Below are 21,215 nucleotides of genomic sequence, written 5' to 3'. Positions count from 1 at the left end.
GACGCTTACAGCGTCTTCAGGAACCCGGCAAAGCGCATCAGCCCCTCGGGCCAGGGGCCGTGCCCGCTCTCGGCGTTCAGGTGGCCCGACTCGCCGGCATCGACAAGCTCGGCCCCCCAGGCGCCCGCGAACGCCTCCGCCCGCGCGTAGGCCGCGTAGGGATCGCTGCGGCTCGTCACCAGGACGGCCCGGAAGGGAAGCGGGTCGCGCGGGATCGGCGCGAAGGCGCGCAGGGGCGCCGGCGTGCCGGGACGCTCCACGTCGGGCAGCGCCACCAGGAAGGCGCCCCGGACCGCGCCCGCCGGCAGGTCGGGCGCCGCCTGCGCCACCGAGACCACGCCGAGGCTGTGGGCGACGAGCACCACGGGCCGCGCCGCCGCTTGCACGGCCGCGATCACGGCGTCGCGCCAGGCCTCGGGCTCGGGGCGATCCCAGTCCTCCTGCACCACGCGCCGGGCGGTGGAGAGGCGCTCCTCCCAGCGGCTCTGCCAGTGGTCGGGCCCGGACCCGGTGTAGCCCGGGACGACGAGGATGCAGCAATCGGCCGTTCTCATCGGCTCACCGTTCGAGGATGGTCGCGCCGGGCGGCCGGCGCCGGCCGGGGCGGGATGGGGAGTTCCCCCGGGCAGGGGCCCCGAGCCCCCGCGGGAGGCCAGGGCGCGCTCACGCGGCGGCGAGCGGCAGGGCGCGGGCGCCGACCTGCCCGGCGAGCGCCGTCGAGGCGAGGTTCTTGTGCTTGGCCTCGACTTCGATGTCGCACCAGGCGAGGTGGCGCGCCACGAGGTTGTTGAGGGCCCGGTTCCACATCAGGTCGGAATGCGCGGCGAGGTCCCGGCCCGTGAGCCCGGCCGCGACGAGCGCCGCGAAATCCGGCAGCCGGTCCGGGTCGTGGCCCGCGAGCACGTCCTCGCGCGAGACGCTGACGTGGCCGACCGGCCTCACCCCGCGCCAGGATTCCTGGACGCGGGCGACGAGGGGGTCGTCGGGCTCGATGTAGGCGCCCCGGCTCTGGATCCAGTGGTGGTGGAGGTCGAGCACCACCGGGACCACGTCGGCGAGGCGCAGCACCTCCTCGAGGCCGAAGGCGGATTCGTCGTTCTCGACCGTCACGAGGTCCCGGGCGGCCTGAGAGACCGCCGCCAGGTTCTGCCGGAAGGCGTCGATCCCGGGGTCCCGGGCGCCGACGTGGATGTTGACGTGGGCGCCGTGGGGGTGCCAGCCGCCGTGATAGCCCATGAGGGTCATCACCTCGGCGTGGTAGTCGAGCTCGGCGATGCCGTTCTGGAGCGCCGCCGGGTTGCGGCTCGCCAGGATGCAGAACGGGCCCGGGTGCATGCTGAGGCGCACGCCGCCGGCCCGGGCCGCCTCGCCGACGGCGGCGAGGCCCGCCTCGATCGCGCGGCGCAGGTCCGGGTCGGCGTAGAAGCCCCGCACCTCCGGGTGGGTGTAGCCCGGCAGGATCCCGCTCGCGAGGCGCAGGAGCCGCTCGAGCGGCGGCCGGCCCGCGACCCAGGCGATCTGGCGGGCAAGGGCCGCGAGGTTGTGCGTGACGACCTCGACCAGTTTCTCGCGCCCGGCCGGCGGGCCGAGGCGCCGCAGGTGGGCCATGGTCACGGTCGTGACGTTCATCGCCATCGCGGCTTCGCGGGCGGCCTTCAGGGTCGTGCCGGGGTCCGGCGCCTCGACCGGGATGAACTTGCAGCAGAAGCCGAGGCGGGGCGCGTCAGGAGGGGCGGAGCGGGTCATGGGCGGACAACGCGGAGGGGCGCGCAACGGGTCCGGCGGCGCGGGGTCCGGCGGCGCGGGCCCCGCGCACGACGAAGGCCGGCTCCGGGGAGCCGGCCTTCGGGTCCTCGCGCGGCGGGCGCCGGCTCAGTGGGTCTGGATCGTCCCGGTGGGGCGGCCCGGCTGCGGCTCGGGGCCCGCGCCGCGCTGCTTGAGCTCGTCGGTGGCCGCGGTTGCGGCCGCGGAGGCCGCGTCCTGCGCCTGGTCGAGGGCGGTCTCGACGAACTGGCGGCCGCGCTCGGTGGCGTCGCGGGCGTAGCGCATGCCCTGGTCGCGGACCTCGTCGGCCCAGGCGCCGACCGTGCGGTCCTCCTGACGGGTGCGCGGCAGGAGCGCGCCGAGCAGCAGGCCGGCGGCGAGGCCGACGACGCCCACGAGCACGGGGTTCTCGGTCACGAAGCGCTCGACGGCGGTCTGGCCCTGCGCCAGCCGGTCGGCGCCGAGGTCGCGCAGGTCGGCGTAGCGGCGCGAGCCCGTCTCGACGGTGTCGTTCGCCCAGTCGCGGGCCCGGTCGATGGCCTCGGAGCCCTGGCCCCCGATGGTGCCGTAGGCCTGGCTCGCCTGCGCGTGGGCGCGGGAGACGGCCTCGGTGGCGCCCTGCTTCAGCCGGTCGGCGGCGGCGTCGGCCTTGGCCCGCAGCTGCTCGGCGGTCTGGTTGATGGCGCCGCCCACGGAGGCGGCCGCCTCGCCGACGCGGTCGGACATGGCGCCGGCCGTCGCCTGGGCGTCGTTGGCCGCCCGCGAGGCCGAGCCCTGCGCCGCGTCGATGGCGCCGCGGACGGTGTCGTGGTCCTGATGCAGGTTCCGCTCCGGCCCGGTGGCGGGGGTGTGGGCGGAGGGCGCCCCGGGATTCGCGGGGTTGATGGTGTGCTCTGCCATGGGTCTCGACTCCTCGATGGTCGGGCGCTGCCGGCGGCGCGGTCGGGCGCCGGCGGCGGCGCGTCAGATCGTTGCGCCGGCGTCGCCGGCGCCCGCGACGCGGTCGGCGGCCGGGTGGGCGGTCGGCCGGTCCGGGTCGTAGACCCGGGCCGCGCCGGTCTTGATCACCGGCACCGCCTCGGCGCCGTCGACCGCCGCCCGGATGTGGCGCTTGCGCTCGGCCTCCTGCGCCATGCGGTGCACGAGCCAGCCGACGCCGGCGACGATCAGCATCACCGGGACGGGGTTGCGCCGCACCGCCGCGAGCGCCCCGTCGTAGGCGCCGCTGAGGGGCGACTGGCGCACGGTGCCGAGCATCTCGTCGACGATGCTCGTCGGCGACAGGCGGTCCTGGATCCGGTCGATGGTCTGGTCGAGCCGCGCGCGGGTCTGCTCGATGTCGTGCTCGAGATCGCTGATCGACTGGCTCATCCCGACACCCTCTCGGACAGCACCCGGGCGTCCTGGCGCACCTGCCGGGTGGTGCGGGTCGGCGCGAGGGTCGAGAGCGACATCGTGCTCCGGCCCCACAGGGCGAGGCCGACGGCGACGACCAGGAAGGCCAGGCCGACGATGAGGGCGGCGAGCGCCTCGGAATGCACCACCGTGGCGAGCCACTTCACCAGGGCGTCCGTGAGGACGAGCAGGGCCACCACGGCGAAGACCGCCGCCCCGACGATCATGCCGAGCCCGAGGAAGAGCGACCTCAGGTTGTTCGACATCTCGGTGCGGAAGAGGGCGATCTCCTTGCGGGCGAGGTCGGTCGTCTCGCGCAGGGCGTCCGCCAGGAGGCCCTGGATGCCGCCCGGCGGGGCGCTGCCGGGAGCGCCGCCCGGGGGGCGCGCGTTGGGGTCTGCCATCGGGACGCTCTCCTCAGGCAGGGTAGCGGGTGCCGCGGTGGGCGTCGCCGGTGCGGTAGGGGTCGGGCCGCGCCACCTCGCCGCCCGCGAACGCCTCGCGGCCCTCGAAGACGTGGGGCGGGTGGGCCGACGACTTGATGAAGCGGGCCGCCAGGAAGCCGGTGAGGAACGTCGCGACGGCGACCGCCGCGGGGCGGCGCCGGGCCACCGCCTCGATGTCGCTGTAGAAATCCTCGAAGCTGCGCTCCTTGATCGAGCCCGAGAGCTGCTCGAGCCCCTCGGCGGCGCTGTCGAAGAAGGCCTTCACGTTCGGCTGCTGCTCGAGCCGCCCGCCCGATTCGCGCAAGGCCTGGGCGAGGTCCGAGACGGACTGGGCCGCGTCGCCCTTGCGCCGGTCGACGTAGCCGTTGACCTGGTCGCGGGCGGCCTCGACGAGGCCGTAGCCGCGCTCCATGGCGACGTCGCCGAGCTGGCGCACGTCCTGCCGCAGGCCATCCCAATCCGCCGGATGCTCGGCAGGCGCGCCCGCGCCCGCCGTCCGGTGCTGTCCGTTCTGATAGCCGGCGCTCATGATTGCGACTCCTGTGCGGGCGCGGCGTGTCACGCGGACCGCCGCACCGATGCATCGACGATATTGCGGGTAACCACAGCCGGGCTGGACGGTTCCGGTGCGCCGGAGCCCGGCGATTCCTGTGGAGCGAGCCGACCCGCGCGCCCTCGCGCGGCTGCACGGCATCCCGCGCGGTCGCACGGCATGCAGCCGACAGGGTTGACCAACGCTCAAGGATCGCGCTTGCTTCCCGCGCGTTCTAACCTCGTGTCGCGCGGGCGGCCGTGACGTCCGCGACCCCCGGGCTCCCGGCCCGAGGGTGCGTCCCAAGATCCGTGCAGCCGGAGTCCGTAACTGCCGTGTCACGCCTCATCATCGTGTCGAACCGCGTCGCCGTCCCGGATGCGGCCTCCAAGGCGGTCGCGGCCGGCGGGCTCGCGGTCGCCCTGAAGGAAGCCTTCACGGCCTACAAGGGGCTGTGGTTCGGCTGGAGCGGCAAGATCACCGAGACCCCGGCCACCGAGCCGGTCATCGCCGACCGCGGCCGGGTCCAGTACGCGGTGATGGACCTCTCGCCCCAGGACCACCGGGAATACTACAGCGGCTTCGCCAACCGGGCCCTGTGGCCGATCATGCACTACCGCCTCGGCCTCGCGGCGTTCTCGCGGGCCGACTACGCGGGCTACCAGCGCGTGAACCGCATCTTCGCCCAGGCGCTCGCGGGCCTGATCGAGCCGGGCGACCTGATCTGGGTCCACGACTACCACCTGATTCCCCTCGCCTCGGAGCTGCGGGGCCTCGGCGTCTCGAACCCGATCGGCTACTTCCACCACATCCCCTGGCCCTCGGGCGAGGTCTTCAACACCCTGCCGGCCTCGACCGAGCTCCTGCGCGCCGTCGCCGACTACGACCTCATCGGCCTCCAGACGGACAGCGACGTCCACAACCTCTCCCGCAACCTCGTGGACGAGCTGCGGGCGATCCCGCTCGGCGGCGGGTCGCTGATGGTGGACGGGCGCCGCACCCGCATCCGCAGCTTCCCGATCGGCATCGACGTCGACGGCTTCCGCCAGGCCGCCGAGCGCGCCGGCATGAACCGGACGGTGCGCGACACGATGGCGGGCCTGCGCACCCGCAAGCTCCTGATCGGCGTCGACCGCCTCGACTACTCGAAGGGGGTGCCCGAGCGGATGGAGGCGGTGGAGCGCTTCTTCGCCTCGAACCCCGACCAGCGCGGCAACGTGGTGTTCCTGCAGATCGCGCCGAAGTCCCGCACCGAGGTGCCGGAGTACGAGCAGCTCAGCCGCGACGTGAACGAGGTCCTCGGCAACATCAACGGCTCCCTCGGCGAGCCGTCCTGGACGCCGATCCAGTACGTCACCAAGGCCTACCCGCGCGCCGTGCTGGCGGGCCTCTACCGCGCCGCCCGGGTGGGCGTCGTGACGCCGATGCGCGACGGCATGAACCTCGTCGCCAAGGAGTACGTCGCGGCCCAGAGCGACGACGATCCCGGCGTCCTCGTGCTGTCGAAGTTCGCGGGCGCCGCCCGCCAGCTGCCCGAGGCGCTCCTCGTCAACCCCTACGACCGCTTCGAAGTCGCGGAGGCGATCCGGGCCGCCCTCTACATGCCCAAGGCCGAGCGCCTGGAGCGCTGGAAGCCGATGTTCGAGCGCATGGCCCGCGAGGACGTGGACTGGTGGGCCCGCACCTACCTGACGGAGCTCGAGGGCTTCCGCACCATCGAGCGCGAGCCGCCGACCACCGCCGAGGCGGCGCAGTAGGGCCGGCTCAGACCTTGCCGGGCCGCAGGATCAGCCGGCTGCCGCGCACCTCGTAGGAGGCGAGGCGCTCGAGGAAGCTCATGCCGAGGAGGTTGAGGCTGAGGGTCCCGGGCCGGGTGACGAGGGCCGGCACCCGCCGCTCGCTGATCGGCCCGACCGCCACCGTGTCGAGCACCACCGGCGCCGCCGCGGCGCGCCCGTTGGCGGTCTGCACCGCCACCACGTAGGCGCCCGGCGCCGGCCGGATCCCCAGGGCGGCGGCGCTCTCGGCCGTGAGCACCATGGTGCTGGCCCCGGTGTCGAAGGCGAAGCGCTGCTCGCGGCCGTTCACCCGCGCCTGCACCGTGAAGCTGCCGTCCGCGCGCCGGGCGATGGTGACCTCGCCGCCCTGCCCGGCGACCGGCCGGCCCGGGCTCACCTCGCCGAGGGCCCGGAACGCCGCCTCCCGGGCCTCGTCCCGGTAGGCGTAGAGGGCGGCGCCCCCGGCCCCGACGGCCGCCCAGAGGCAGAGCGACCACAGCCCCTCGCCGAACCCGGCCCGGAACCGCTGCGCGACGCCGCCGAGGATCACCAGGAGGGCGGCCGCGGCGGCGGCGAGGCCGGCCCCCTCCTGGGGGCTGAGGCCCGCGACGTCCCGCTCCCCCAGGGTGACGAGCGCGCAGGCGCACCCGAGCAGCAGGAGGCCGATGCCGAGGGCGCCCGGCACGGGCTCAGGCCGGCTCGGCCGCGGGGCGGGCCGGGAGGCGGCGCCGCAGCGCCAGGCGGGCCGGCAGCCGCGCCATCAGGCGGCGCCGCTCGGCCTCCGAGAGCCCGCCCCAGGCCGCGATCTCGGCGCGGGTGCGGCCGCAGCCCTCGCAGAGGCCGGTGCCGGGGTCGAGGACGCAGAGCTTGGTGCAGGGAGTCGAGACCGGCATCAGGCGGGGATCGCGATCAGGAGGGCGAGCAGCGCCGCGATCTCGGCGATCTGCTGGCAGGCTCCGACCACGTCGCCGCTCTGGCCCCCGATCAGGCGGCCGGCGAGGCGCGTCACCGCCCAGGCGGCGGCGAGCGCCAGGAGGGCCGCGAGCCCGAGGCCGTGCCAGGGCAGGCCCAGGAGGCCCGCCAGCGCCAGGACCACGAGGCAGAGCGCCCAGGCGGTGGCGTGCGTGGCCGGGTCGGGCCGGCCGACCGCGTGGGCGGCCCCGTCGGGGCGCGCCGGGCCGAGCCGGCACATCGGCCAGAGCGCGGCGGTGCGCGAGAGCGCCGCGACCGCGAGCACCGCGAGGGCGGCGCGCCAGCCCGCCCGGTCGGCGAGGGTCGCGAGGGCGCCGATGCGCAGCGCGTAGGACAGGATCAGGGCCGCGGTCCCGTAGGCGCCGATGCGGCTGTCGCGCATGATCTCGAGGCGGCGCGCCGGCGTCGCGCCGCCGCCGAACCCGTCGGCGACGTCCGCGAGGCCGTCCTCGTGCAGGGCCCCGGTCACCAGGGTGGCGAAGGCGAGGGCGAGCGTCGCCGCGATGTAGGGCCCGAGGCCGAGCTTGACCCCGCCCACGAGGGCGAGGGCCGCCGGCAGCCCGATCACCAGGCCGGCGAGCGGCAGCATCCGGGGCGCGGTGCGGAAATCGGGGGTGGCATGCGCGTCCCCCTCCCCGGGCAGGGCCGGCACCGGCAGCCGGCTGAAGAACCGCAGGCAGGCGGCGAGGTCGAGGAGCGGCGGCCACGGCCCGGAATCGGGCGGCGGCGGCTCGAATTCGTCGTCAGCCTCGTCCGGCACGGCCGGCCCCGCACTCAAACCCGCACCCTCGGCCATACCCGCCCGCCTTCACCCGACGCCGTCGGCGCAGTATAGCCCGGCCCGCGGCCGGCGTCCCCGGTCGGAGCGATGTTCCGCACGCCCGTTCGTTCCCTCTGCACGCCCGATCGTGCGTCCGCGCGCTCCCGCGTGCGGCCTCGCCCCTCGCCGGAGCCCGACCATGCCCGATCCCGTATCCGATTCCGCCCCCTTCGCGGACATCCGCCGCCTCGTCGCCACCATGCCGGGGCCGGACGAGGCCGCCGTCGCGGCGGTCGCGGCCCGGGACGCGACCCTGACGAAGCCCGCGGGCAGCCTCGGGCGGCTCGAAACCCTCGTCGCGTGGCTGGCGGCCTGGCAGGGCAAGCCGGCGCCGAGCCTCGACCGGCCGCTCGTCTGCGTCTTCGCGGGCAGCCACGGCGTCGCCGCGCAGGGCGTCTCGGCCTACCCCGCCGCCGTCAACCGCCAGATGCTCGACACCTTCGCGGCCGGCGGCGGCGCCATCAACCAGATCTGCGCGGCCTACGGCCTCGGCTTCAAGGTGTTCGACCTCGCCCTCGACGTGCCGACCGGCGACATCACCCGCGAGCCGGCGATGACCGAGAAGGCCTGCGTCGCCACGATGGCCTTCGGCATGGAGGCGGTGGCGGCCGGCACGGACGGGCTCGCCATCGGCGAGATGGGGATCGGCAACACGACCGTGGCGGCGGCCCTCTACGCGGCGCTCTACGGGGGCGAGCCCCGGTCCTGGGTCGGCCGCGGCACCGGGGTGGACGATGCCGGCCACGCCCGCAAGGTCGCGGCGGTCGAGGCGGCGCTCGCGCGCCACGCCGGCCACCTCGGCGACCCGCTCGAGGCCCTGGCCCGCCTCGGCGGGCGCGAGGTCGCCGCGATGGCGGGGGCGATCCTGGCCGCGCGCCTCCAGCGCGTCCCGGTGGTGATCGACGGCTACGTCGCCACGGCGGCGGCGGCGGTGCTGCACGCCCTCGATCCCGCCGCCCTCGACCACTGCGTCGCCGGTCACCTCTCGGCGGAGGGCGCGCACGGGGCGGTGCTCGAGCGCCTCGGCCTCGTCCCGCTCCTCTCCCTCGGCATGCGCCTCGGCGAGGGCACCGGGGCGGCGCTGGCGCTCGGCCTCGTCAAGGCCGCCCTCGCCTGCCACCGCGACATGGCGACCTTCGCGCAGGCCGGGGTGTCCGGGGCGACCCCCCCGGGCGGGCCCGCCTGAGGCCGGACCGGCCGCCGGGCCGCGCGGCCGCGAGCTCCCGGCAGGGCCCGGGGCTCACCGCGTCTGCGTGTCCGGCCGGTCCCGCAGGCAGACCAGGGTCTGGAGCCCCGTGGCGCAGAGCGTGCGGGCGCCGCCCGCCTCGGCGTAGACCTTCAGGTCGCAGATCGTCAGCGTGCGCCCGGACCGGACCACCTCTCCCACCGCCACCAGCCGCTCGCCCCGGGCCGGGGCCAAAAGGTTGATCTTGAACTCGGCGGTCAGCACCGAGCTGTCGGCGGGAAACAGCGTGAAGCCGGCGTAGCCGCCGGCGGAATCCGCGATCGCGCTCGTGGCGCCGGCGTGGAAGAGGCCGTGCTGCTGCGTCAGCTCCGGGCGGAACGGCAGCACGATCGCGACGAGGCCGGGCTCGACCCGCGACAGGCTCGCGCCCAGCGTCGCCATCAGACCCTGCCGGCCGAAGCTGTCGCGCACCCGTGCGGCGAAATCCGGGTCCGGCGGGGCGTGCGGGCTCATGGGGTCCTCCCGGGAGCGGAGCGGGGCCGCGACGATGGCGAAGAACCCGCCCCGATGCCAGCGCAGACCTGGCCCGATTCGACACGGGGCGGGCGCGCTTCGACAATGGCGCCGACGCGAGCGCCAAGGACAGCCCCGGGGACACGCCATGTCGGGACACCGCACCCTCACCCTCGTCCTGCCGGGCCTCGCGGAGCCGGCGGAGATCCGCATCGACCGCTGGGGAGTGGCGCACATCTGCGCGGCCTCCCGGGGCGACGCCTTCCGGGTGCAGGGCTTCAACGCCGCCCGGGACCGCCTCTGGCAGCTCGATCTCTGGCGCAAGCGCGGCCTCGGGCGGCTCGCCAAGGATTTCGGCCCGGGCTACCTCGCGCAGGACCGGGCCTCGCGCCTGTTCCTGTACCGCGGCGACATGGAGGCCGAGTGGGCCGCCTACGGCTGCCCGGACACCCGCGCCGTCGCCGAGGCCTTCGTCGGCGGGCTCAACGCCTTCGTGGCGCTCACCGCCGCCGACCCCGCCTGGCTGCCGCCGGAATTCGCCAGCCTGGGGACGCGGCCCGAGCCCTGGGAGGCCGCCGACGTGGTGCGCATCCGCAGCCACGCGCTCGTCCGCAACGCCCTGTCGGAGGTGGCCCGGGCCCGGGTCGCCGCGCGGGGGGCCCTCGCCCTCGACCGCTACCGCAAGGCGCTCTCGCCGGCCCACGACCCGGTGCCGCCGGCGGGCCTCGATCCCGCCTGCATCCCGGCCGACGTGCTCGACGAGGTCCGCCTCGGCACCGCGGGCGTCGGCTTCTCGCCCGAGCGGCTGGCGGCCCGCCGGGACGAGGCCTGGCAATGGTGCCGGGTGACCGAGCACGGCGAGGTGGTCGCCCGGGCGCCGCCTCCGGCCCCCGCCGCCGCGGCCCCGGAGGGCTCGAACAACTGGGCGGTCGGGCCCGGGCGCACGGCCACCGGGCGCCCGATCCTGGCGAGCGATCCCCACCGGGCCTACCAGCTGCCCTCCCTGCGCTACGTCGTGCACCTCACCGCGCCGGGCCTCGACGTGATCGGGGCCGGCGAGCCGGCGCTGCCCGGCATCTCGATCGGCCATAACGGCCGGGCCGCCTTCAGCCTGACCATCGCGCCCCTCGATCAGGAGGACCTCGTCGTCTACGAGACCCATCCCGACGACCCGGACCTGTACCGGTACGGCGGGGATTGGGAGCGGATGCGGCGCCGCGAGGAGCACGTCGCGGTCCGGGGCGGGCCGGACGAGGCCGTCTCCCTTGCCTTCACCCGCCACGGCCCGGTCGTGCGGGAGGACCGGACGGCCCGCCGCGCCTTCGCGCTGCGCACGGTCTGGACCGAGCCCGGCAGCGCCGCCTACCTGGCGAGCCTCGCCTACCTCGACGCCGCCGACCCGGATGCCTTCGGGGCGGCGCTGCGGCACTGGTCCGCGCCCTCGGTGAACCAGGTCTACGCCGATGCCGGCGGGCGCATCGCCTGGTTCATGGCCGGCAAGGCGCCCCGGCGCCCGACCTGGGACGGCCTGATGCCGGTGCCGGGCGACGGCAGCCACGAGTGGGACGGCTTCCACCCGCCCGAGGACCTGCCGCGGGCCATCGACCCGGACCGCGGCTTCGTCGCCACCGCCAACGAGATGAACCTGCCGGAGGGCTACCCGGCGCAGGCGCGCAAGCTCGGCTTCGAGTGGCTGGAGCCCTGGCGGGCGAGCCGCATCCACGCGGTCCTGGAGGCCCAGCCGCGCCACAGCCTCGCCGATTCGGTGGCGCTCCAGGGCGACGACCTCTCGCTGCCGGCCCGGCGGCTCGCGGCGCTGGCCGCCGGCCTCGCCGCCCCGGGCGACGCCGGGCCCGGGCCGGACCAGACCGGCACGGCGGCGGGCCCGGCCGGCGCCGGGCCGGACGAGGCCGGCGCCGCGCGCGCGCTCCTGGCGGGCTTCGACGGCCACCTGCACGAGGGCAGCCCGGCCGCCGCGCTCGCGGAGGTGTGGTGGATGCACCACCTGCGCCCGGCGCTGCTGCGCCGCGTCGCACCCAACCCGGCGACCGCGGCCCTGCTGCTGCCGGGCGACCCGGAGACGCTCCTCGACCTCCTCGAGGGCGCGCCCGCGGGCCTCGACGGCGCGCCCGCGAACCTCGGGCCTGCCGCGCGGGACGCGCTCCTGCGCGACACCCTGGCGGCCGCCTACCGGGACTGCGCCTCGCGCCTCGGCGCCGACCCGTCCGCCTGGGCCTGGGGCCGGCTGCACCACGCGTTGTTCGCCCACCCGCTCTCCGGGATCGCCCCGGCGGGGCGCGACGTCGGGCCCCTGCCCGTCGGCGGCTCGGGCGCGAGCGTGATGAACACGACCTACCGGCCCGACACGTTCCGCCTCACGGTCGGCGCCTCGTTCCGGATGGTGGTGGATGTGGGGAACTGGGACGCGAGCGTGTTCGTGAACGCGCCCGGCCAGTCGGGCGACCCGCGCTCGGCGCATTACGACGACCTCGCGGGGCTCTGGGCCGCGCGCGCGGCCGTGCCGCTCCTGTTCTCCGCCGCCGCCGTCGAGGCCGCGACCGAGCAGGTGATCGCGCTGCGCCCGGCGTCCGCGGACGACGCCTGAGCCGGCCGCGGCGCCCGCCGTCCCGCGCGTCCGGGACGAGCCGGCGGGCGGGCAAGCTGTACGCGCGGCAACGGCGGCTTCAGGCCCGGTTCAAGGCGCCGGCACGATCCTTAGGACCCATCGGCGCCCCTCGGGGGCGCCTTCCCCCAGGGAGTTCCGGTCCATGACGCGCCTCGCCGCCGCCCTCGCGCTGGTCCTGGCGGGCCTCGCGCCGCAGGCCCATCCTGCGCGCGCGGCCGACTTCGACGAGCCCCCGCCCTACGCCGGACTCCGGGACGAGGGGCGTCCCCCGCCGCGCTTCGCCCGGCCGGAGCCGTCCGAGACCTGCCGGGTGTTCGTGAAGCGCCGCATCGACCCGGACGGCGAGGAGGTGGTGCGCCGCGTGCGGGTCTGCGACGACGGCCCGGCCTACCGCGAGCACGGGCGCTGGGGCGGCCCGCCGCCCTGGGCCCGCGGGCGGCCCGGCGGCTGGGGCGGCGCGCGCTTCGAGCGCCCGCCCGCGCCCGGCCAGGACCCCACCGGCGAGGGCGCCCCCGGCGAGGGGCCCGAGCCCTGGTAGGGCGCGGGCGCTTGCGGGCGCGGCGGCCCGGCACGATCTCTCGGGGGAGGACGCGGGCTCTCCCGCGCTCCCGCTTCCCCGCCGCCGCCCGATGCCCACGCCCCCACCGACAGCCCGAACCCGGCCGCCCGAGGGGCCGCGGCGCCCGCCCGCCGACGCCCTCGCGGGCTCCGTCGAGCGCGTCACGTTCCACAACGCCGAGAGCGGGTTCTGCGTCCTGAAGGTCAAGGCGCGGGGCCGGCGCGACCTCGTCGCCCTGGTGGGGCACGCCCCGGCGGTCGCGGCCGGCGAGTGGATCACCGCCACCGGGGCCTGGGTCAGCGACCGCACCCACGGCCTCCAGTTCCGGGCCGACACCCTCGCGTGCACGCCGCCGACGGGCGCCGAGGGCATCGCCCGCTACCTCGCCTCCGGCCAGATGCGCGGCATCGGGCCGGCGATGGCCAAGCGCATCGTGGCGGCGTTCGGGCCCGAGACCTTCGCGGTCATCGAGGCGACGCCCGAGCGCCTGACCGAGGTCGCCGGCATCGGGCCGACCCGGGCGGCGCGCCTCGTCGCGGCCTGGGCCGAGCACAAGGTGGTGCGGGAGATCATGATCTTCCTGCACGCCCACGGCGTCGGCACGGCGCGGGCGGTGCGCATCTTCAGGACCTACGGCACCGAGTCCGTCGCCGTGATGACGGAGGATCCCTACCGCCTCGCCCGCGACGTGCGCGGCATCGGCTTCCGCACCGCCGACGCGATCGCGCGCCGGCTCGGCCTGCCCCCGACCGCACCGGCGCGCCTGCGGGCCGGGCTCTCCTACGCGCTCCAGGCCGCCATGGACGACGGCCACTGCGCCCTGCCGGTGCCGGAGCTGGTCGCGCGCGCGGCGACGCTGCTCGAGGTCGAGGCCGGCCTGATCCGCACCGCCCTGGTGGAGGAGCTCGGCGGCGACGCCGTGGTGGCGGACACCATCGCGGGCACGCCCCACGTCTTCCTGCGCGGGCTGCACGCGGCGGAGCGGACCATCGCCGAGCGGCTCCTCGCCCTCGACGCGGCCCCCCTGCCCTGGCCGGAGATCCCGGTGGCGGCGGCGCTGGCCGCCGTCGAGGCCGGGACCGGCCGGGCCCTATCGCCCTCGCAGCGCGAGGCCGCCGCCACGATCCTCAACGCCAAGGTCGCGGTGATGACCGGCGGGCCCGGGGTCGGCAAGACCAGCACCCTCGACGCCCTGCTGCGGATGCTCGGAAGCGTGGACGCGCGGGTGCTGCTCGCCGCTCCCACGGGGCGCGCGGCCAAGCGCATGACCGAGCAGACCGGGCGCGAGGCGAAGACCCTCCACCGCCTGCTCGAGGTCGACCCCCGGGCGGGCGGCTTCCAGCGCAACGAGCACAACCGCCTGGCCTGCGACCTCCTGGTGGTGGACGAGGCCTCGATGATCGACGTGCCGCTGATGAACGCCCTGACGCGGGCGCTCCCGCGCCACGCCGCGCTCTGGCTCGTCGGCGACGTCGACCAGCTGCCCTCGGTCGGCCCCGGCCAGGTGCTGTCCGACGTGATCACCTCGGGGCGGATCGCGGTGGCGCGGCTCACGGAGGTGTTCCGCCAGGCGGCCGAGAGCCGGATCATCGTCAGCGCCCACCGGATCAACGCCGGCCGGATGCCGGAGGGCGCGCGGGACCCCTCGGGCGACTTCTTCCTCGTCGAGATCGACGATCCCGACGCGGGCGCCGACACGCTCGTCGAGATCGTTGCCCGCCGCATCCCGCGCCGCTTCGGGCTCGATCCGGTGCGGGACGTGCAGGTGCTCTGCCCGATGACCCGCGGAGCCCTCGGGAGCCGCAACCTCAACCAGGCGCTCCAGCGGGTGCTCAACCCGGACCCGCCGGTCGCGGTCGAGCGCTTCGGCTGGCGCTTCGCCCCGGGCGACCGGGTGATGGTGGGGCAGAACGACTACGACCGCGAGGTCTTCAACGGCGACCTCGGGCGCGTCACCCGGGTCGACCCGGAGGAGGCCGTCCTGAGCGCCGCCTTCGACGGTCGCGAGGTCGCGTGGCCGTTCGACGAGCTCGACGCCCTCAGCCCCGCCTACGCCATCACGATCCACAAGGCGCAAGGGTCGGAGTACCCCGCCGTGGTGATCCCGGTGGCGCTCCAGCACTACACGATGCTCGCCCGCAACCTGCTCTACACGGGCGTCACCCGGGGCAAGCGGCTGGTGGTCCTGGTGGCGCAGACCCGCGCGGTCGCCATCGCGGTCCGGGGCGGGGCGGGGCGGCGGCGCTTCACGAAGCTGCGGGAGTGGCTGGCCTGAGGGCGCCGGACGCTTCGCCCCGGCGGCGTCAGTAGCCCTTCTTCACCTCGGCGAGCGCCCGGGTCAGCCCGTCCGCCACGGTCTGGCGCTCGGCCGGCGAGGCGTCGCGGGCGACGGGAACGCGCTGGCCGCGGGACACGACGGCGAGCGAGAGCAGCCCGTACTCCTCGTCCTCGACCTTGTGCAGCCGCGTCCAGAGCGGGTTGAAGCGCCACTCCGCCCGCTCGCCCCGGTGGCTGACGCGGGCGATCAGCACCTCGATCTGGCTGATCATCACTTCCTCGAAGGAGCGTCCGCGGCGGGCGTTGAGCGTCAGGGCGAGCCAGAGGGCGGCGATGTCGAGGCCGAAGAAGCCGGTGACCGGCCACATCCCCATCTGCAGGAAGGCGAGCCCCGTCACCAGCGAGACGACTCCGCAGAACCCCATGACGACCCGGAAGCCGAGGCGCGACAGGGAGCGGTGCGGCCGGATCGTGGCGGCGAAGACGGGGCGCTCGATCGCGTCGGGATCGCGCCCGTAGGGATGCCGTCCCGTTCCCCGATCCGGTGCCTTGCCGCTCGCCATCCGCCCCATATAAGGCGGGCATGACACGACGGAACCAGGCCTCCCGCGGGAAAATCGCCGCGCCCCCGGGCGCCGGGCCGGACACCGGTCCGGACACCAGTCCAGACGCCCGGCCGGCCGCGAAGGCGGGCGCGCGGCTCGTCGCCCCCCTCACGGCCCGCGCCGCGCCCGTGCCGCGCGAGCCCGTGGACGCCGCAACGCTCGCCGAGATCTTCGCGCGCCTGAGCGCCGCCGACCCGGCGCCGCGCTCCGACCTCGCCTACCGCAACCCCTACACGCTGCTCGTGGCGGTGGTGCTGTCCGCCCAGGCGACGGACCGGAGCGTGAACCTCGCGACCGCCCCGCTCTTTGCCCGCGCCGACAACCCGGCCGCCATGCTGGCGCTCGGCGAGGAGGCGGTGCGCCACCACATCCGCACCATCGGTCTGTTCAACACCAAGGCCCGCAACGTCATCGCCCTCTCGCGCATCCTGGTGGAGGAGCACGGCGGCGCCGTGCCGCGGGCGCGCGAGCACCTGGAGGTGCTGCCGGGCGTCGGCAGGAAGACCGCCAGCGTGGTGCTGAACGTCGCCTTCGGCGAGCCGACCATCGCGGTCGACACCCACATCTTCCGGGTCTCGAACCGGATCCCGCTCGCGCCCGGCACCACGACCGACAAGGTCCAGGCCGGCCTCGAGGCGATCGTCCCGGCGCCCTACCGCCTCAACGCCCACCACTGGCTCATCCTGCACGGCCGCTACGTCTGCAAGGCGCGCCGGCCCGAGTGCTGGCGCTGCCTGATCGCCGATCTCTGCCGCTATCCGGACAAGACGCCGGGGCCCGGGTAGGACGCCCGGCGGCGCCGGTCCGCCGCGGCATCCCGACGACGCGGACGCCCGGCGGCGGCGCGAAGGCTCACGGCCCCGGCCGCTCGAACCGGGGCGGGCGCCGCGCCCCGGGGACGGCGCGCGACCGGCCCGGCCGCCGGAGGGCCGCGCCGGGCGGGCGGCGGCTCACGCGGCCTCGTCGTAGGAGAGCGACCAGCCTGAGCCCATGAACCAGGACCGATCCGAGGGGGGCCGCCGCCAGCGCAGGGACCGGACGAACTCCACCCCGCCGCGCTCGAACGCGCCCCTCAAGACTTCGCGCTCGGCGTCGCTCCCCACCATCTCGCCCTCCCCGCCCTCGGCGCAGACGAAGTACGCCGCGCCGAGCCACCGCGCCGGAAAATCGCCCGCACCCCGGCGCTCGACATGGATGGCCGCCCCGTGCATGGCGTGGCGGCCACCTCCCGCGTTGCGACCGGGCCGGGGCACGCCGAGCGGGAAGATCAGCCTGCCGCCGTCTCCCAGGCGATCGAGCCAGGCCGCGGCCGGGCGCTCGACCGAGAAATTCACGCAGACGCAATCGACGGCGTCTCGGGGCCACTGCGCCGCGTCGCCCTGGACCACCGACACGTTCGGCAGGTGCGCGAGGTTCGTCCCCGCCTGCCCGGCGAGGCCGGCGTCGCACTCCACCGCGGTCACGCGGCCGCCCGGTCCGACCAGATGCGCGATCAGCGCCGTGTAGTAGCCGGTGCCCGCTCCGAGATGCACGACCCGGTCGCCGGACTTCAACCGGCAATGGTGCAGCCAGCGGGCGTGGAGCGTCGGGCTGCCGTTGTTGACGCCCCGCTCCGGCGCGAGCGCGAACAGGCGGTCCTGGTAGGCGAGGACCGGATCGGTGCCGGGCAGCGCGACGTAGCCCGCCGGACCGGAGACCCGCCAGGGCGGCGGGCCGAGGTAGCGCTCGCGCGGCACGCTCGCGAAGGCGTCCTCCAGCCGGGGATCGTCGGCGACGCCCGCGACCGCCAGCGTCTGGATCGCGAAGGCCCGGCGCACGACGGCGAGATCCCGGTCGTCGAAGGTCGAGGTCGTCTGCATCGTTCGCGCCGGGGTCCAACCGGACCCTGTGTAGACGCTTCGCCGCGGGCCCGCCACGGGTCGGGGGGACCCGGAGGGGTCCCGTCGCCCCGAGGCCCGCCCCCAACGGGCGCCGGTTCGCGCGTTGCCTCCTCTTGATACATACTAGTATGTACAGTAGTGTCGCGCGGGCTGCCGATGCAGCCGTGGAGGTCACCGATGCCCCTGGTCCACATCTCCCTCAAGCGCGAGCGCTCCGGCGCGGAGCGCCGCGCCATCGCGGACGCGGTCCATGCCGCCCTGGTCTCGGCCCTCGGCGTGCCGCCGGACGATCGCTTCCAGATCGTGTCGAGCCGGTTCGACGACGTGTTCTACGACCCGGGCTTCCTCGGCATCGCGCGCGGCGACGACCTCGTGATCGTGCAGGTCCACCTCTCGAGCGGGCGCAGCGTTGCGCAGAAGAAGGCGCTGTTTGCCGCCGTCGCGGAGGGGCTCGGGCAGCGGGGCGTGCGGCCCGAGGACGTGTTCGTGAACCTCGTCGAGACCGCGCGCGAGAACTGGTCCTTCGGCCACGGCCTCGCCCAGTACGCGGACGCGCCGCCCCCGCACCTCGCGGCCACGGCCTGATCCTTCCGGGAAGGCCGGGCTGGCCCCGGCGCGCGCGCGGCGGCATACCGGTGCCGGTTGTTCGGAGGCGGCGGCGTGGCGCGGCAGGGACCATCGAAGCGCGAGGCGATCGTGGAGGCCGCCAAGGCCCTGCTCTGGGAGCGCGGCTACGAGGCGACGAGCCCGCGCGACGTGCTCGCGCGCAGCGGGGCGGGCCAGGGCAGCCTCTACCACCACTTTCCCGGCAAGCGGGAGGTGGCGGCCGCGGCGCTCGCCGAGATGGCGGCGGAGGAGATCGGCGCCGTCGACGCGCTGTTCGGCGCCCCCGCGCCCCCGCTCGCGCGGGTGCGGGCCTACCTCACCCGCGAGCGCGAGGCCCTGCGCGGCTGCCGCCTGGCGCGCCTCGCCAACGAGGCCGCCATGGAGGAGCCCGCCCTGCGCGCCCCGGTCGCCGCCTATGTCGGGCGCATCCAGGCCGCCCTGCGCGGGTGCCTGGAGGAGGCCCGGGCCGCCGGCACGCTCGCCGCGACGGTCGAGCCCGGGAGCCTCGCCGCCCTCCTCATCGCCGCGGTCGAGGGCGGCTACGTCCTCGCCCGGGTGCACTGGGACCCGGGCGCCATGCGCGCGGCGCTCGACGGGGCCGTGCAGGTCCTCGACGCGGTGAGCCGCCCGGAGGGCGCGGCGCCCCCTAGCCGCCCGCCAGCGCCCGCTCGCGGATCTGCGTCAGGGTCTGGCCCGGCGTGATCGCGTCCGTGGAGATCCTGAGATGGAGGATCGCGGGCAGCCCGGAGCGCTGCGCCGCCGCGAGGGCGTCCGGGAACTCGGCCGTCGTCTCGACCGTGGCGCCGAAGCCCCCGAAGGCCCGCGCGTAGGCGGCGAAGTCGGGATTGTGCAGGTCGGTGGCGGAGACGCGGCCGGGGAACTCGCGCTCCTGGTGCATCCGGATGGTGCCGTAGCTGCCGTTGTCGGCGACGATGACCACGATGGCGAGGCCGTACTGCACGGCGGTCGCGAATTCCTGCCCGTTCATCAGGAAGTCACCGTCGCCGTTGATCGAGATCACGGTCCGCCCGGGCCAGAGCCGCTTGATCGCGACGGCGGCCGGCACGCCGTAGCCCATGGAGGCCGAGGTCGGGGCGATGTGGCCCGCGAAGGTGCGGAAGCGGAAGTAGCGGTGGATCCAGGCCGCGTAGTTGCCGGCGCCGTTGCACAGGATCGCGTCCCGCGGGAGGGTGTCGCGCAGGTGCGTGATCACCGCCCCGAGGTTGACCCCGCCGGGCTGGGGCGTCGGGGTCTCGCCCCAGGCCAGGAACTCCGCGTGCGCGGCCCGGGTCTCGGCGGACCAGCGGATCGGCCCCTGCGGCGCGAGGCCCGCCAGCGCCGCGGCCGTGCGGGCGGGCGCCGCGTTGATGGCGAGGTGGGGGCGGTAGACCCGGCCGATCTCCTCGGGGCCGGGATGGATGTGGACGAGGCGCGTGCGCGGGCCCGGCACGTCGAGGAGGCGGTAGCCCTGCGACGGGATCTCGCCGAGGCGGCCCCCGAGCAGGATCAGGAGGTCGGCGGCCTTCACGCGGGCGACGAGCTTCGGGTTCGGCGCGAGGCCGAGGTCGCCGCCGTAGCACGGGTGCAGCGCGTCGAAGAGCGGCGCGCGCCGGTAGCTCGTCATCACGGTGAGGTCGTGGCGCTCCGCGAAGCGCCGGATGTCGGCGCAGGCGTCCTCCGTCCAGCGGCTGCCGCCGAGCACCAGGACCGGCCGCTCCGCCTCGGCGATCAGGCCCGCGAGGCGCGCGAGGTCGTCGGCCCCCGGCGCCGCCTCCACGGCCTCGAAGGGCGGCGCCAGGGGAGCCGCGGTCTCGGCCGTCAGCACGTCCTTCGGCAGCGCGATCACCACCGGGCCGGGCCGGCCGCCGGTGGCGGTGTAGAAGGCGCGCGAGACGAATTCGGGCATCCGGTCGGGATCGTCGAGCTCGGTCGCCCACTTCGTCATCGGGCCGAACACCGCCCGGTAATCCAGCTCCTGGAACGCCTCGCGCTCCCGCAGGGAGCGCTCGACCTGGCCGACGAACAGGATCATCGGGGTCGAGTCCTGCTGCGCCACGTGGATGCCCGCCGAGGCGTTGGTGGCGCCCGGGCCGCGGGTGACGAAGCAGAGGCCGGGCTGGCCCGTGGCCTTGCCGTGGGCCTCCGCCATCATGGCGGCGGCGCCCTCCTGGCGGCAGGTCGTGACGGTGATGCCGGAATCCCGCAGCGCGTCGAGGACCGGCAGGAAGCTCTCCCCCGGCACCGTGAACACGTGCCGCACCCCGTTCGCCACCAGCTGGTCGACCAGCACCCGCGCGGCCGTGCGCCGCGTCCCGCTCGTGTTCATCTCGCAAAGGCTCCGCTCGAAGGGGGTCACGGCCCGTAGATCACGCCCTCGGTGTAGGCGAGCTCGCCCAGGCGGGGCGGGTTCGGCCCGCGGTAGTACTTGTTCTGGTGCTGGCTGATCCGGCGCCCGACGAGCCCCGGGACCGGGCCGTTGACGTCGAGGAGGACCGTGGGCTTGGCCCGCCGCAGCAGGTAGCGGCCGAGCGCGCCGGAGAAGCGCACGAAGTCGGCGAGGTCGCGGCTGTAGACGAGGTGCGTCGTCGGCACGAGGCGCTTCAGCACGCGCCTCGGCGCGAACACGAAGGGATGCAGCCCGTCGCGGGCCTCGACCACGAGGCTGGTGCAGCCGAAGGCCGCGTGGGCCTCGAGGAGGTCGCGCTCCGCCGCGTCGCCGAGGCCCGCGGGGGCGCCGTCGCGCACGCGGTGCAGCCGCACCGGCTCGGTCACCGGCTGGAGCGCCGGCACGCTGAGGAGGAGCCCGCGGCTGAAGGCGCGGAAACCCTGCGCCTCGATGATCGGCTGCACGTGGGGCGCCGGCGAGACGTTGATGTAGGTGACGGACTTGTCGCGCAGCGCGTAGTTGAGGAGCAGGGGCGCCTGGGCGGCGAAGCCCGGCTCGACGTGCCAGCTCGACAGGTTGCAGCGGACCGAGCGCACGCCGTCCCGGGCGATCTCGGAGAAGATCATCAGGAGCACGCCCACCGGGCGATCCTCGCATTCCAGCATGTAGCCGAAGCGCGGGTAGCCCTCCGGCACCGGCCGGGCCGCCTGCCGGGTCAGGCCGCGCAGCCACCACTGCTTGGGGCGCAACCGGAAGCCGTGGCTGAGCAGTATCGCCACCGCCTCGAGGTCGGATTCCAATATCTGGCGCCGCCGCACTGCGGGCCGGACGGCTGTGACCATGTTGTTCACCCTAGGGAGGCTAAGACCT

At 75.8% G+C, this 21,215-nt stretch carries 22 protein-coding genes; 8 read left to right on the top strand and 14 right to left on the bottom strand.

The window, feature by feature from the left end; genetic code table 11:
- Positions 1–5: 5 nt before the first annotated feature.
- The 6 genes from DT057_RS10185 to DT057_RS10160 all read right to left on the bottom strand — a co-directional run bounded on the left by DT057_RS10185 (position 6) and on the right by DT057_RS10160 (position 4,134).
- Positions 6–554: an RBBP9/YdeN family alpha/beta hydrolase gene (locus DT057_RS10185; protein ID WP_128561982.1), complete on the bottom strand. Its 549-nt coding sequence runs from the start codon at positions 552–554 to the stop codon at positions 6–8.
- A 109-nt stretch (positions 555–663) separates the two neighbouring features.
- Positions 664–1,746, bottom strand: coding sequence for an apurinic/apyrimidinic endonuclease family protein (locus DT057_RS10180; RefSeq protein ID WP_128561981.1), 1,083 nt, complete (start codon positions 1,744–1,746; stop codon positions 664–666).
- Between the two features lie 126 nt (positions 1,747–1,872).
- Entirely contained in the window at positions 1,873–2,664 is a 792-nt protein-coding gene (locus DT057_RS10175; RefSeq protein ID WP_128561980.1) for a hypothetical protein, read from the bottom strand.
- Between the two features lie 63 nt (positions 2,665–2,727).
- Positions 2,728–3,135: a DUF3618 domain-containing protein gene (locus DT057_RS10170; RefSeq protein ID WP_128561979.1), complete on the bottom strand. Its 408-nt coding sequence runs from the start codon at positions 3,133–3,135 to the stop codon at positions 2,728–2,730.
- Positions 3,132–3,563, bottom strand: a complete 432-nt coding sequence (locus tag DT057_RS10165; RefSeq protein ID WP_128561978.1) for a phage holin family protein — start codon at positions 3,561–3,563, stop codon at positions 3,132–3,134. The genes DT057_RS10170 and DT057_RS10165 overlap by 4 nt, the downstream gene beginning before the upstream one ends.
- A gap of 13 nt (positions 3,564–3,576) precedes the next feature.
- Entirely contained in the window at positions 3,577–4,134 is a 558-nt protein-coding gene (locus DT057_RS10160) for a hypothetical protein (protein WP_238312668.1), read from the bottom strand.
- 338 nt (positions 4,135–4,472) lie between these two features.
- Between DT057_RS10160 and DT057_RS10155 the strand changes: the two genes are divergently transcribed.
- Positions 4,473–5,894 carry an alpha,alpha-trehalose-phosphate synthase (UDP-forming) gene (locus DT057_RS10155; protein WP_128561977.1) on the top strand — a complete coding sequence of 474 codons (1,422 nt, stop codon included), beginning with the start codon at positions 4,473–4,475 and terminating at the stop codon, positions 5,892–5,894.
- A 7-nt stretch (positions 5,895–5,901) separates the two neighbouring features.
- Here DT057_RS10155 and DT057_RS10150 read toward each other — a convergent pair whose 3' ends face one another.
- From DT057_RS10150 to DT057_RS10140, 3 genes are read right to left on the bottom strand one after another with little or no spacing between them, the layout of a single operon-like run.
- Positions 5,902–6,600 (bottom strand): retropepsin-like aspartic protease family protein, encoded by a 699-nt coding sequence (locus tag DT057_RS10150; RefSeq protein WP_128561976.1) that lies wholly within the window; start codon positions 6,598–6,600, stop codon positions 5,902–5,904.
- Between the two features lie 4 nt (positions 6,601–6,604).
- Complete coding sequence (locus tag DT057_RS10145; RefSeq protein ID WP_128561975.1) at positions 6,605–6,808, bottom strand: DUF1289 domain-containing protein; 204 nt, start codon at positions 6,806–6,808, stop codon at positions 6,605–6,607.
- The gene (locus tag DT057_RS10140; protein ID WP_128561974.1) at positions 6,808–7,683 is read right to left on the bottom strand and encodes an adenosylcobinamide-GDP ribazoletransferase; all 876 of its coding nucleotides are present in this window, start codon (positions 7,681–7,683) and stop codon (positions 6,808–6,810) included. The genes DT057_RS10145 and DT057_RS10140 overlap by 1 nt, the downstream gene beginning before the upstream one ends.
- A gap of 163 nt (positions 7,684–7,846) precedes the next feature.
- On the opposite strand from DT057_RS10140, the gene cobT reads away from it, so the two are divergent.
- A complete protein-coding gene (cobT, locus tag DT057_RS10135) occupies positions 7,847–8,893 on the top strand; it encodes a nicotinate-nucleotide--dimethylbenzimidazole phosphoribosyltransferase (protein WP_128561973.1) in 1,047 nt (348 codons plus the stop codon).
- A gap of 54 nt (positions 8,894–8,947) precedes the next feature.
- On the opposite strand, the gene DT057_RS10130 is transcribed toward cobT, so the two are convergent.
- Positions 8,948–9,406 carry a PaaI family thioesterase gene (locus DT057_RS10130; RefSeq protein ID WP_128561972.1) on the bottom strand — a complete coding sequence of 153 codons (459 nt, stop codon included), beginning with the start codon at positions 9,404–9,406 and terminating at the stop codon, positions 8,948–8,950.
- A 148-nt stretch (positions 9,407–9,554) separates the two neighbouring features.
- Between DT057_RS10130 and DT057_RS10125 the strand changes: the two genes are divergently transcribed.
- From DT057_RS10125 to recD2, 3 genes are all read left to right on the top strand, one after another.
- On the top strand, positions 9,555–12,011 hold the full coding sequence (locus tag DT057_RS10125) for a penicillin acylase family protein (RefSeq protein ID WP_128561971.1): 2,457 nt from the start codon (positions 9,555–9,557) through the stop codon (positions 12,009–12,011).
- 163 nt (positions 12,012–12,174) lie between these two features.
- A complete protein-coding gene (locus tag DT057_RS10120; RefSeq protein WP_128561970.1) occupies positions 12,175–12,570 on the top strand; it encodes a hypothetical protein in 396 nt (131 codons plus the stop codon).
- A gap of 91 nt (positions 12,571–12,661) precedes the next feature.
- Positions 12,662–14,866, top strand: a complete 2,205-nt coding sequence (gene recD2, locus DT057_RS10115; RefSeq protein WP_128561969.1) for an SF1B family DNA helicase RecD2 — start codon at positions 12,662–12,664, stop codon at positions 14,864–14,866.
- A gap of 28 nt (positions 14,867–14,894) precedes the next feature.
- Here recD2 and DT057_RS10110 read toward each other — a convergent pair whose 3' ends face one another.
- Positions 14,895–15,431: a DUF2244 domain-containing protein gene (locus DT057_RS10110; RefSeq protein ID WP_128561968.1), complete on the bottom strand. Its 537-nt coding sequence runs from the start codon at positions 15,429–15,431 to the stop codon at positions 14,895–14,897.
- A gap of 20 nt (positions 15,432–15,451) precedes the next feature.
- On the opposite strand from DT057_RS10110, the gene nth reads away from it, so the two are divergent.
- Positions 15,452–16,258: an endonuclease III gene (gene nth, locus DT057_RS10105; RefSeq protein ID WP_238312671.1), complete on the top strand. Its 807-nt coding sequence runs from the start codon at positions 15,452–15,454 to the stop codon at positions 16,256–16,258.
- A 165-nt stretch (positions 16,259–16,423) separates the two neighbouring features.
- On the opposite strand, the gene DT057_RS10100 is transcribed toward nth, so the two are convergent.
- A complete protein-coding gene (locus DT057_RS10100) occupies positions 16,424–17,332 on the bottom strand; it encodes a protein-L-isoaspartate O-methyltransferase family protein (RefSeq protein WP_128561967.1) in 909 nt (302 codons plus the stop codon).
- A 198-nt stretch (positions 17,333–17,530) separates the two neighbouring features.
- Here DT057_RS10100 and DT057_RS10095 point away from each other — a divergent pair, with 198 nt between their 5' ends.
- Positions 17,531–17,938 (top strand): tautomerase family protein, encoded by a 408-nt coding sequence (locus DT057_RS10095; protein ID WP_128561966.1) that lies wholly within the window; start codon positions 17,531–17,533, stop codon positions 17,936–17,938.
- A 75-nt stretch (positions 17,939–18,013) separates the two neighbouring features.
- Positions 18,014–18,661 carry a TetR/AcrR family transcriptional regulator gene (locus DT057_RS10090; RefSeq protein ID WP_162501368.1) on the top strand — a complete coding sequence of 216 codons (648 nt, stop codon included), beginning with the start codon at positions 18,014–18,016 and terminating at the stop codon, positions 18,659–18,661.
- Here the strand turns inward: DT057_RS10090 and DT057_RS10085 are convergent.
- Complete coding sequence (locus tag DT057_RS10085) at positions 18,606–20,285, bottom strand: thiamine pyrophosphate-binding protein (protein ID WP_128561964.1); 1,680 nt, start codon at positions 20,283–20,285, stop codon at positions 18,606–18,608. The genes DT057_RS10090 and DT057_RS10085 overlap by 56 nt on opposite strands.
- A 26-nt stretch (positions 20,286–20,311) precedes the next feature.
- Positions 20,312–21,187, bottom strand: coding sequence for a hypothetical protein (locus tag DT057_RS10080; RefSeq protein WP_128561963.1), 876 nt, complete (start codon positions 21,185–21,187; stop codon positions 20,312–20,314).
- Positions 21,188–21,215 lie beyond the last annotated feature (28 nt).

Source organism: Methylobacterium crusticola (assembly GCF_003574465.1).
GTDB classification, from domain to species: Bacteria; Pseudomonadota; Alphaproteobacteria; order Rhizobiales; family Beijerinckiaceae; genus Methylobacterium; species Methylobacterium crusticola.
This window is presented reverse-complemented; position numbering and strand designations above follow the sequence as displayed.

Bases quoted from the DNA above. Each gene is read 5' to 3' on its own strand.
- DT057_RS10185 (WP_128561982.1), bottom strand. From the start codon at position 554: ATGAGAACGGCCGATTGCTGCATCCTCGTCGTCCCGGGCTACACCGGG.
- DT057_RS10180 (WP_128561981.1), bottom strand. From the start codon at position 1,746: ATGACCCGCTCCGCCCCTCCTGACGCGCCCCGCCTCGGCTTCTGCTGC.
- DT057_RS10175 (WP_128561980.1), bottom strand. From the start codon at position 2,664: ATGGCAGAGCACACCATCAACCCCGCGAATCCCGGGGCGCCCTCCGCC.
- DT057_RS10170 (WP_128561979.1), bottom strand. From the start codon at position 3,135: ATGAGCCAGTCGATCAGCGATCTCGAGCACGACATCGAGCAGACCCGC.
- DT057_RS10165 (WP_128561978.1), bottom strand. From the start codon at position 3,563: ATGGCAGACCCCAACGCGCGCCCCCCGGGCGGCGCTCCCGGCAGCGCC.
- DT057_RS10160 (WP_238312668.1), bottom strand. From the start codon at position 4,134: ATGAGCGCCGGCTATCAGAACGGACAGCACCGGACGGCGGGCGCGGGC.
- DT057_RS10145 (WP_128561975.1), bottom strand. From the start codon at position 6,808: ATGCCGGTCTCGACTCCCTGCACCAAGCTCTGCGTCCTCGACCCCGGC.
- DT057_RS10140 (WP_128561974.1), bottom strand. From the start codon at position 7,683: ATGGCCGAGGGTGCGGGTTTGAGTGCGGGGCCGGCCGTGCCGGACGAG.
- cobT (WP_128561973.1), top strand. From the start codon at position 7,847: ATGCCCGATCCCGTATCCGATTCCGCCCCCTTCGCGGACATCCGCCGC.
- DT057_RS10130 (WP_128561972.1), bottom strand. From the start codon at position 9,406: ATGAGCCCGCACGCCCCGCCGGACCCGGATTTCGCCGCACGGGTGCGC.
- DT057_RS10125 (WP_128561971.1), top strand. From the start codon at position 9,555: ATGTCGGGACACCGCACCCTCACCCTCGTCCTGCCGGGCCTCGCGGAG.
- DT057_RS10120 (WP_128561970.1), top strand. From the start codon at position 12,175: ATGACGCGCCTCGCCGCCGCCCTCGCGCTGGTCCTGGCGGGCCTCGCG.
- recD2 (WP_128561969.1), top strand. From the start codon at position 12,662: ATGCCCACGCCCCCACCGACAGCCCGAACCCGGCCGCCCGAGGGGCCG.
- DT057_RS10110 (WP_128561968.1), bottom strand. From the start codon at position 15,431: ATGGCGAGCGGCAAGGCACCGGATCGGGGAACGGGACGGCATCCCTAC.
- nth (WP_238312671.1), top strand. From the start codon at position 15,452: ATGACACGACGGAACCAGGCCTCCCGCGGGAAAATCGCCGCGCCCCCG.
- DT057_RS10100 (WP_128561967.1), bottom strand. From the start codon at position 17,332: ATGCAGACGACCTCGACCTTCGACGACCGGGATCTCGCCGTCGTGCGC.
- DT057_RS10095 (WP_128561966.1), top strand. From the start codon at position 17,531: ATGCCCCTGGTCCACATCTCCCTCAAGCGCGAGCGCTCCGGCGCGGAG.
- DT057_RS10085 (WP_128561964.1), bottom strand. From the start codon at position 20,285: ATGAACACGAGCGGGACGCGGCGCACGGCCGCGCGGGTGCTGGTCGAC.
- DT057_RS10080 (WP_128561963.1), bottom strand. From the start codon at position 21,187: ATGGTCACAGCCGTCCGGCCCGCAGTGCGGCGGCGCCAGATATTGGAA.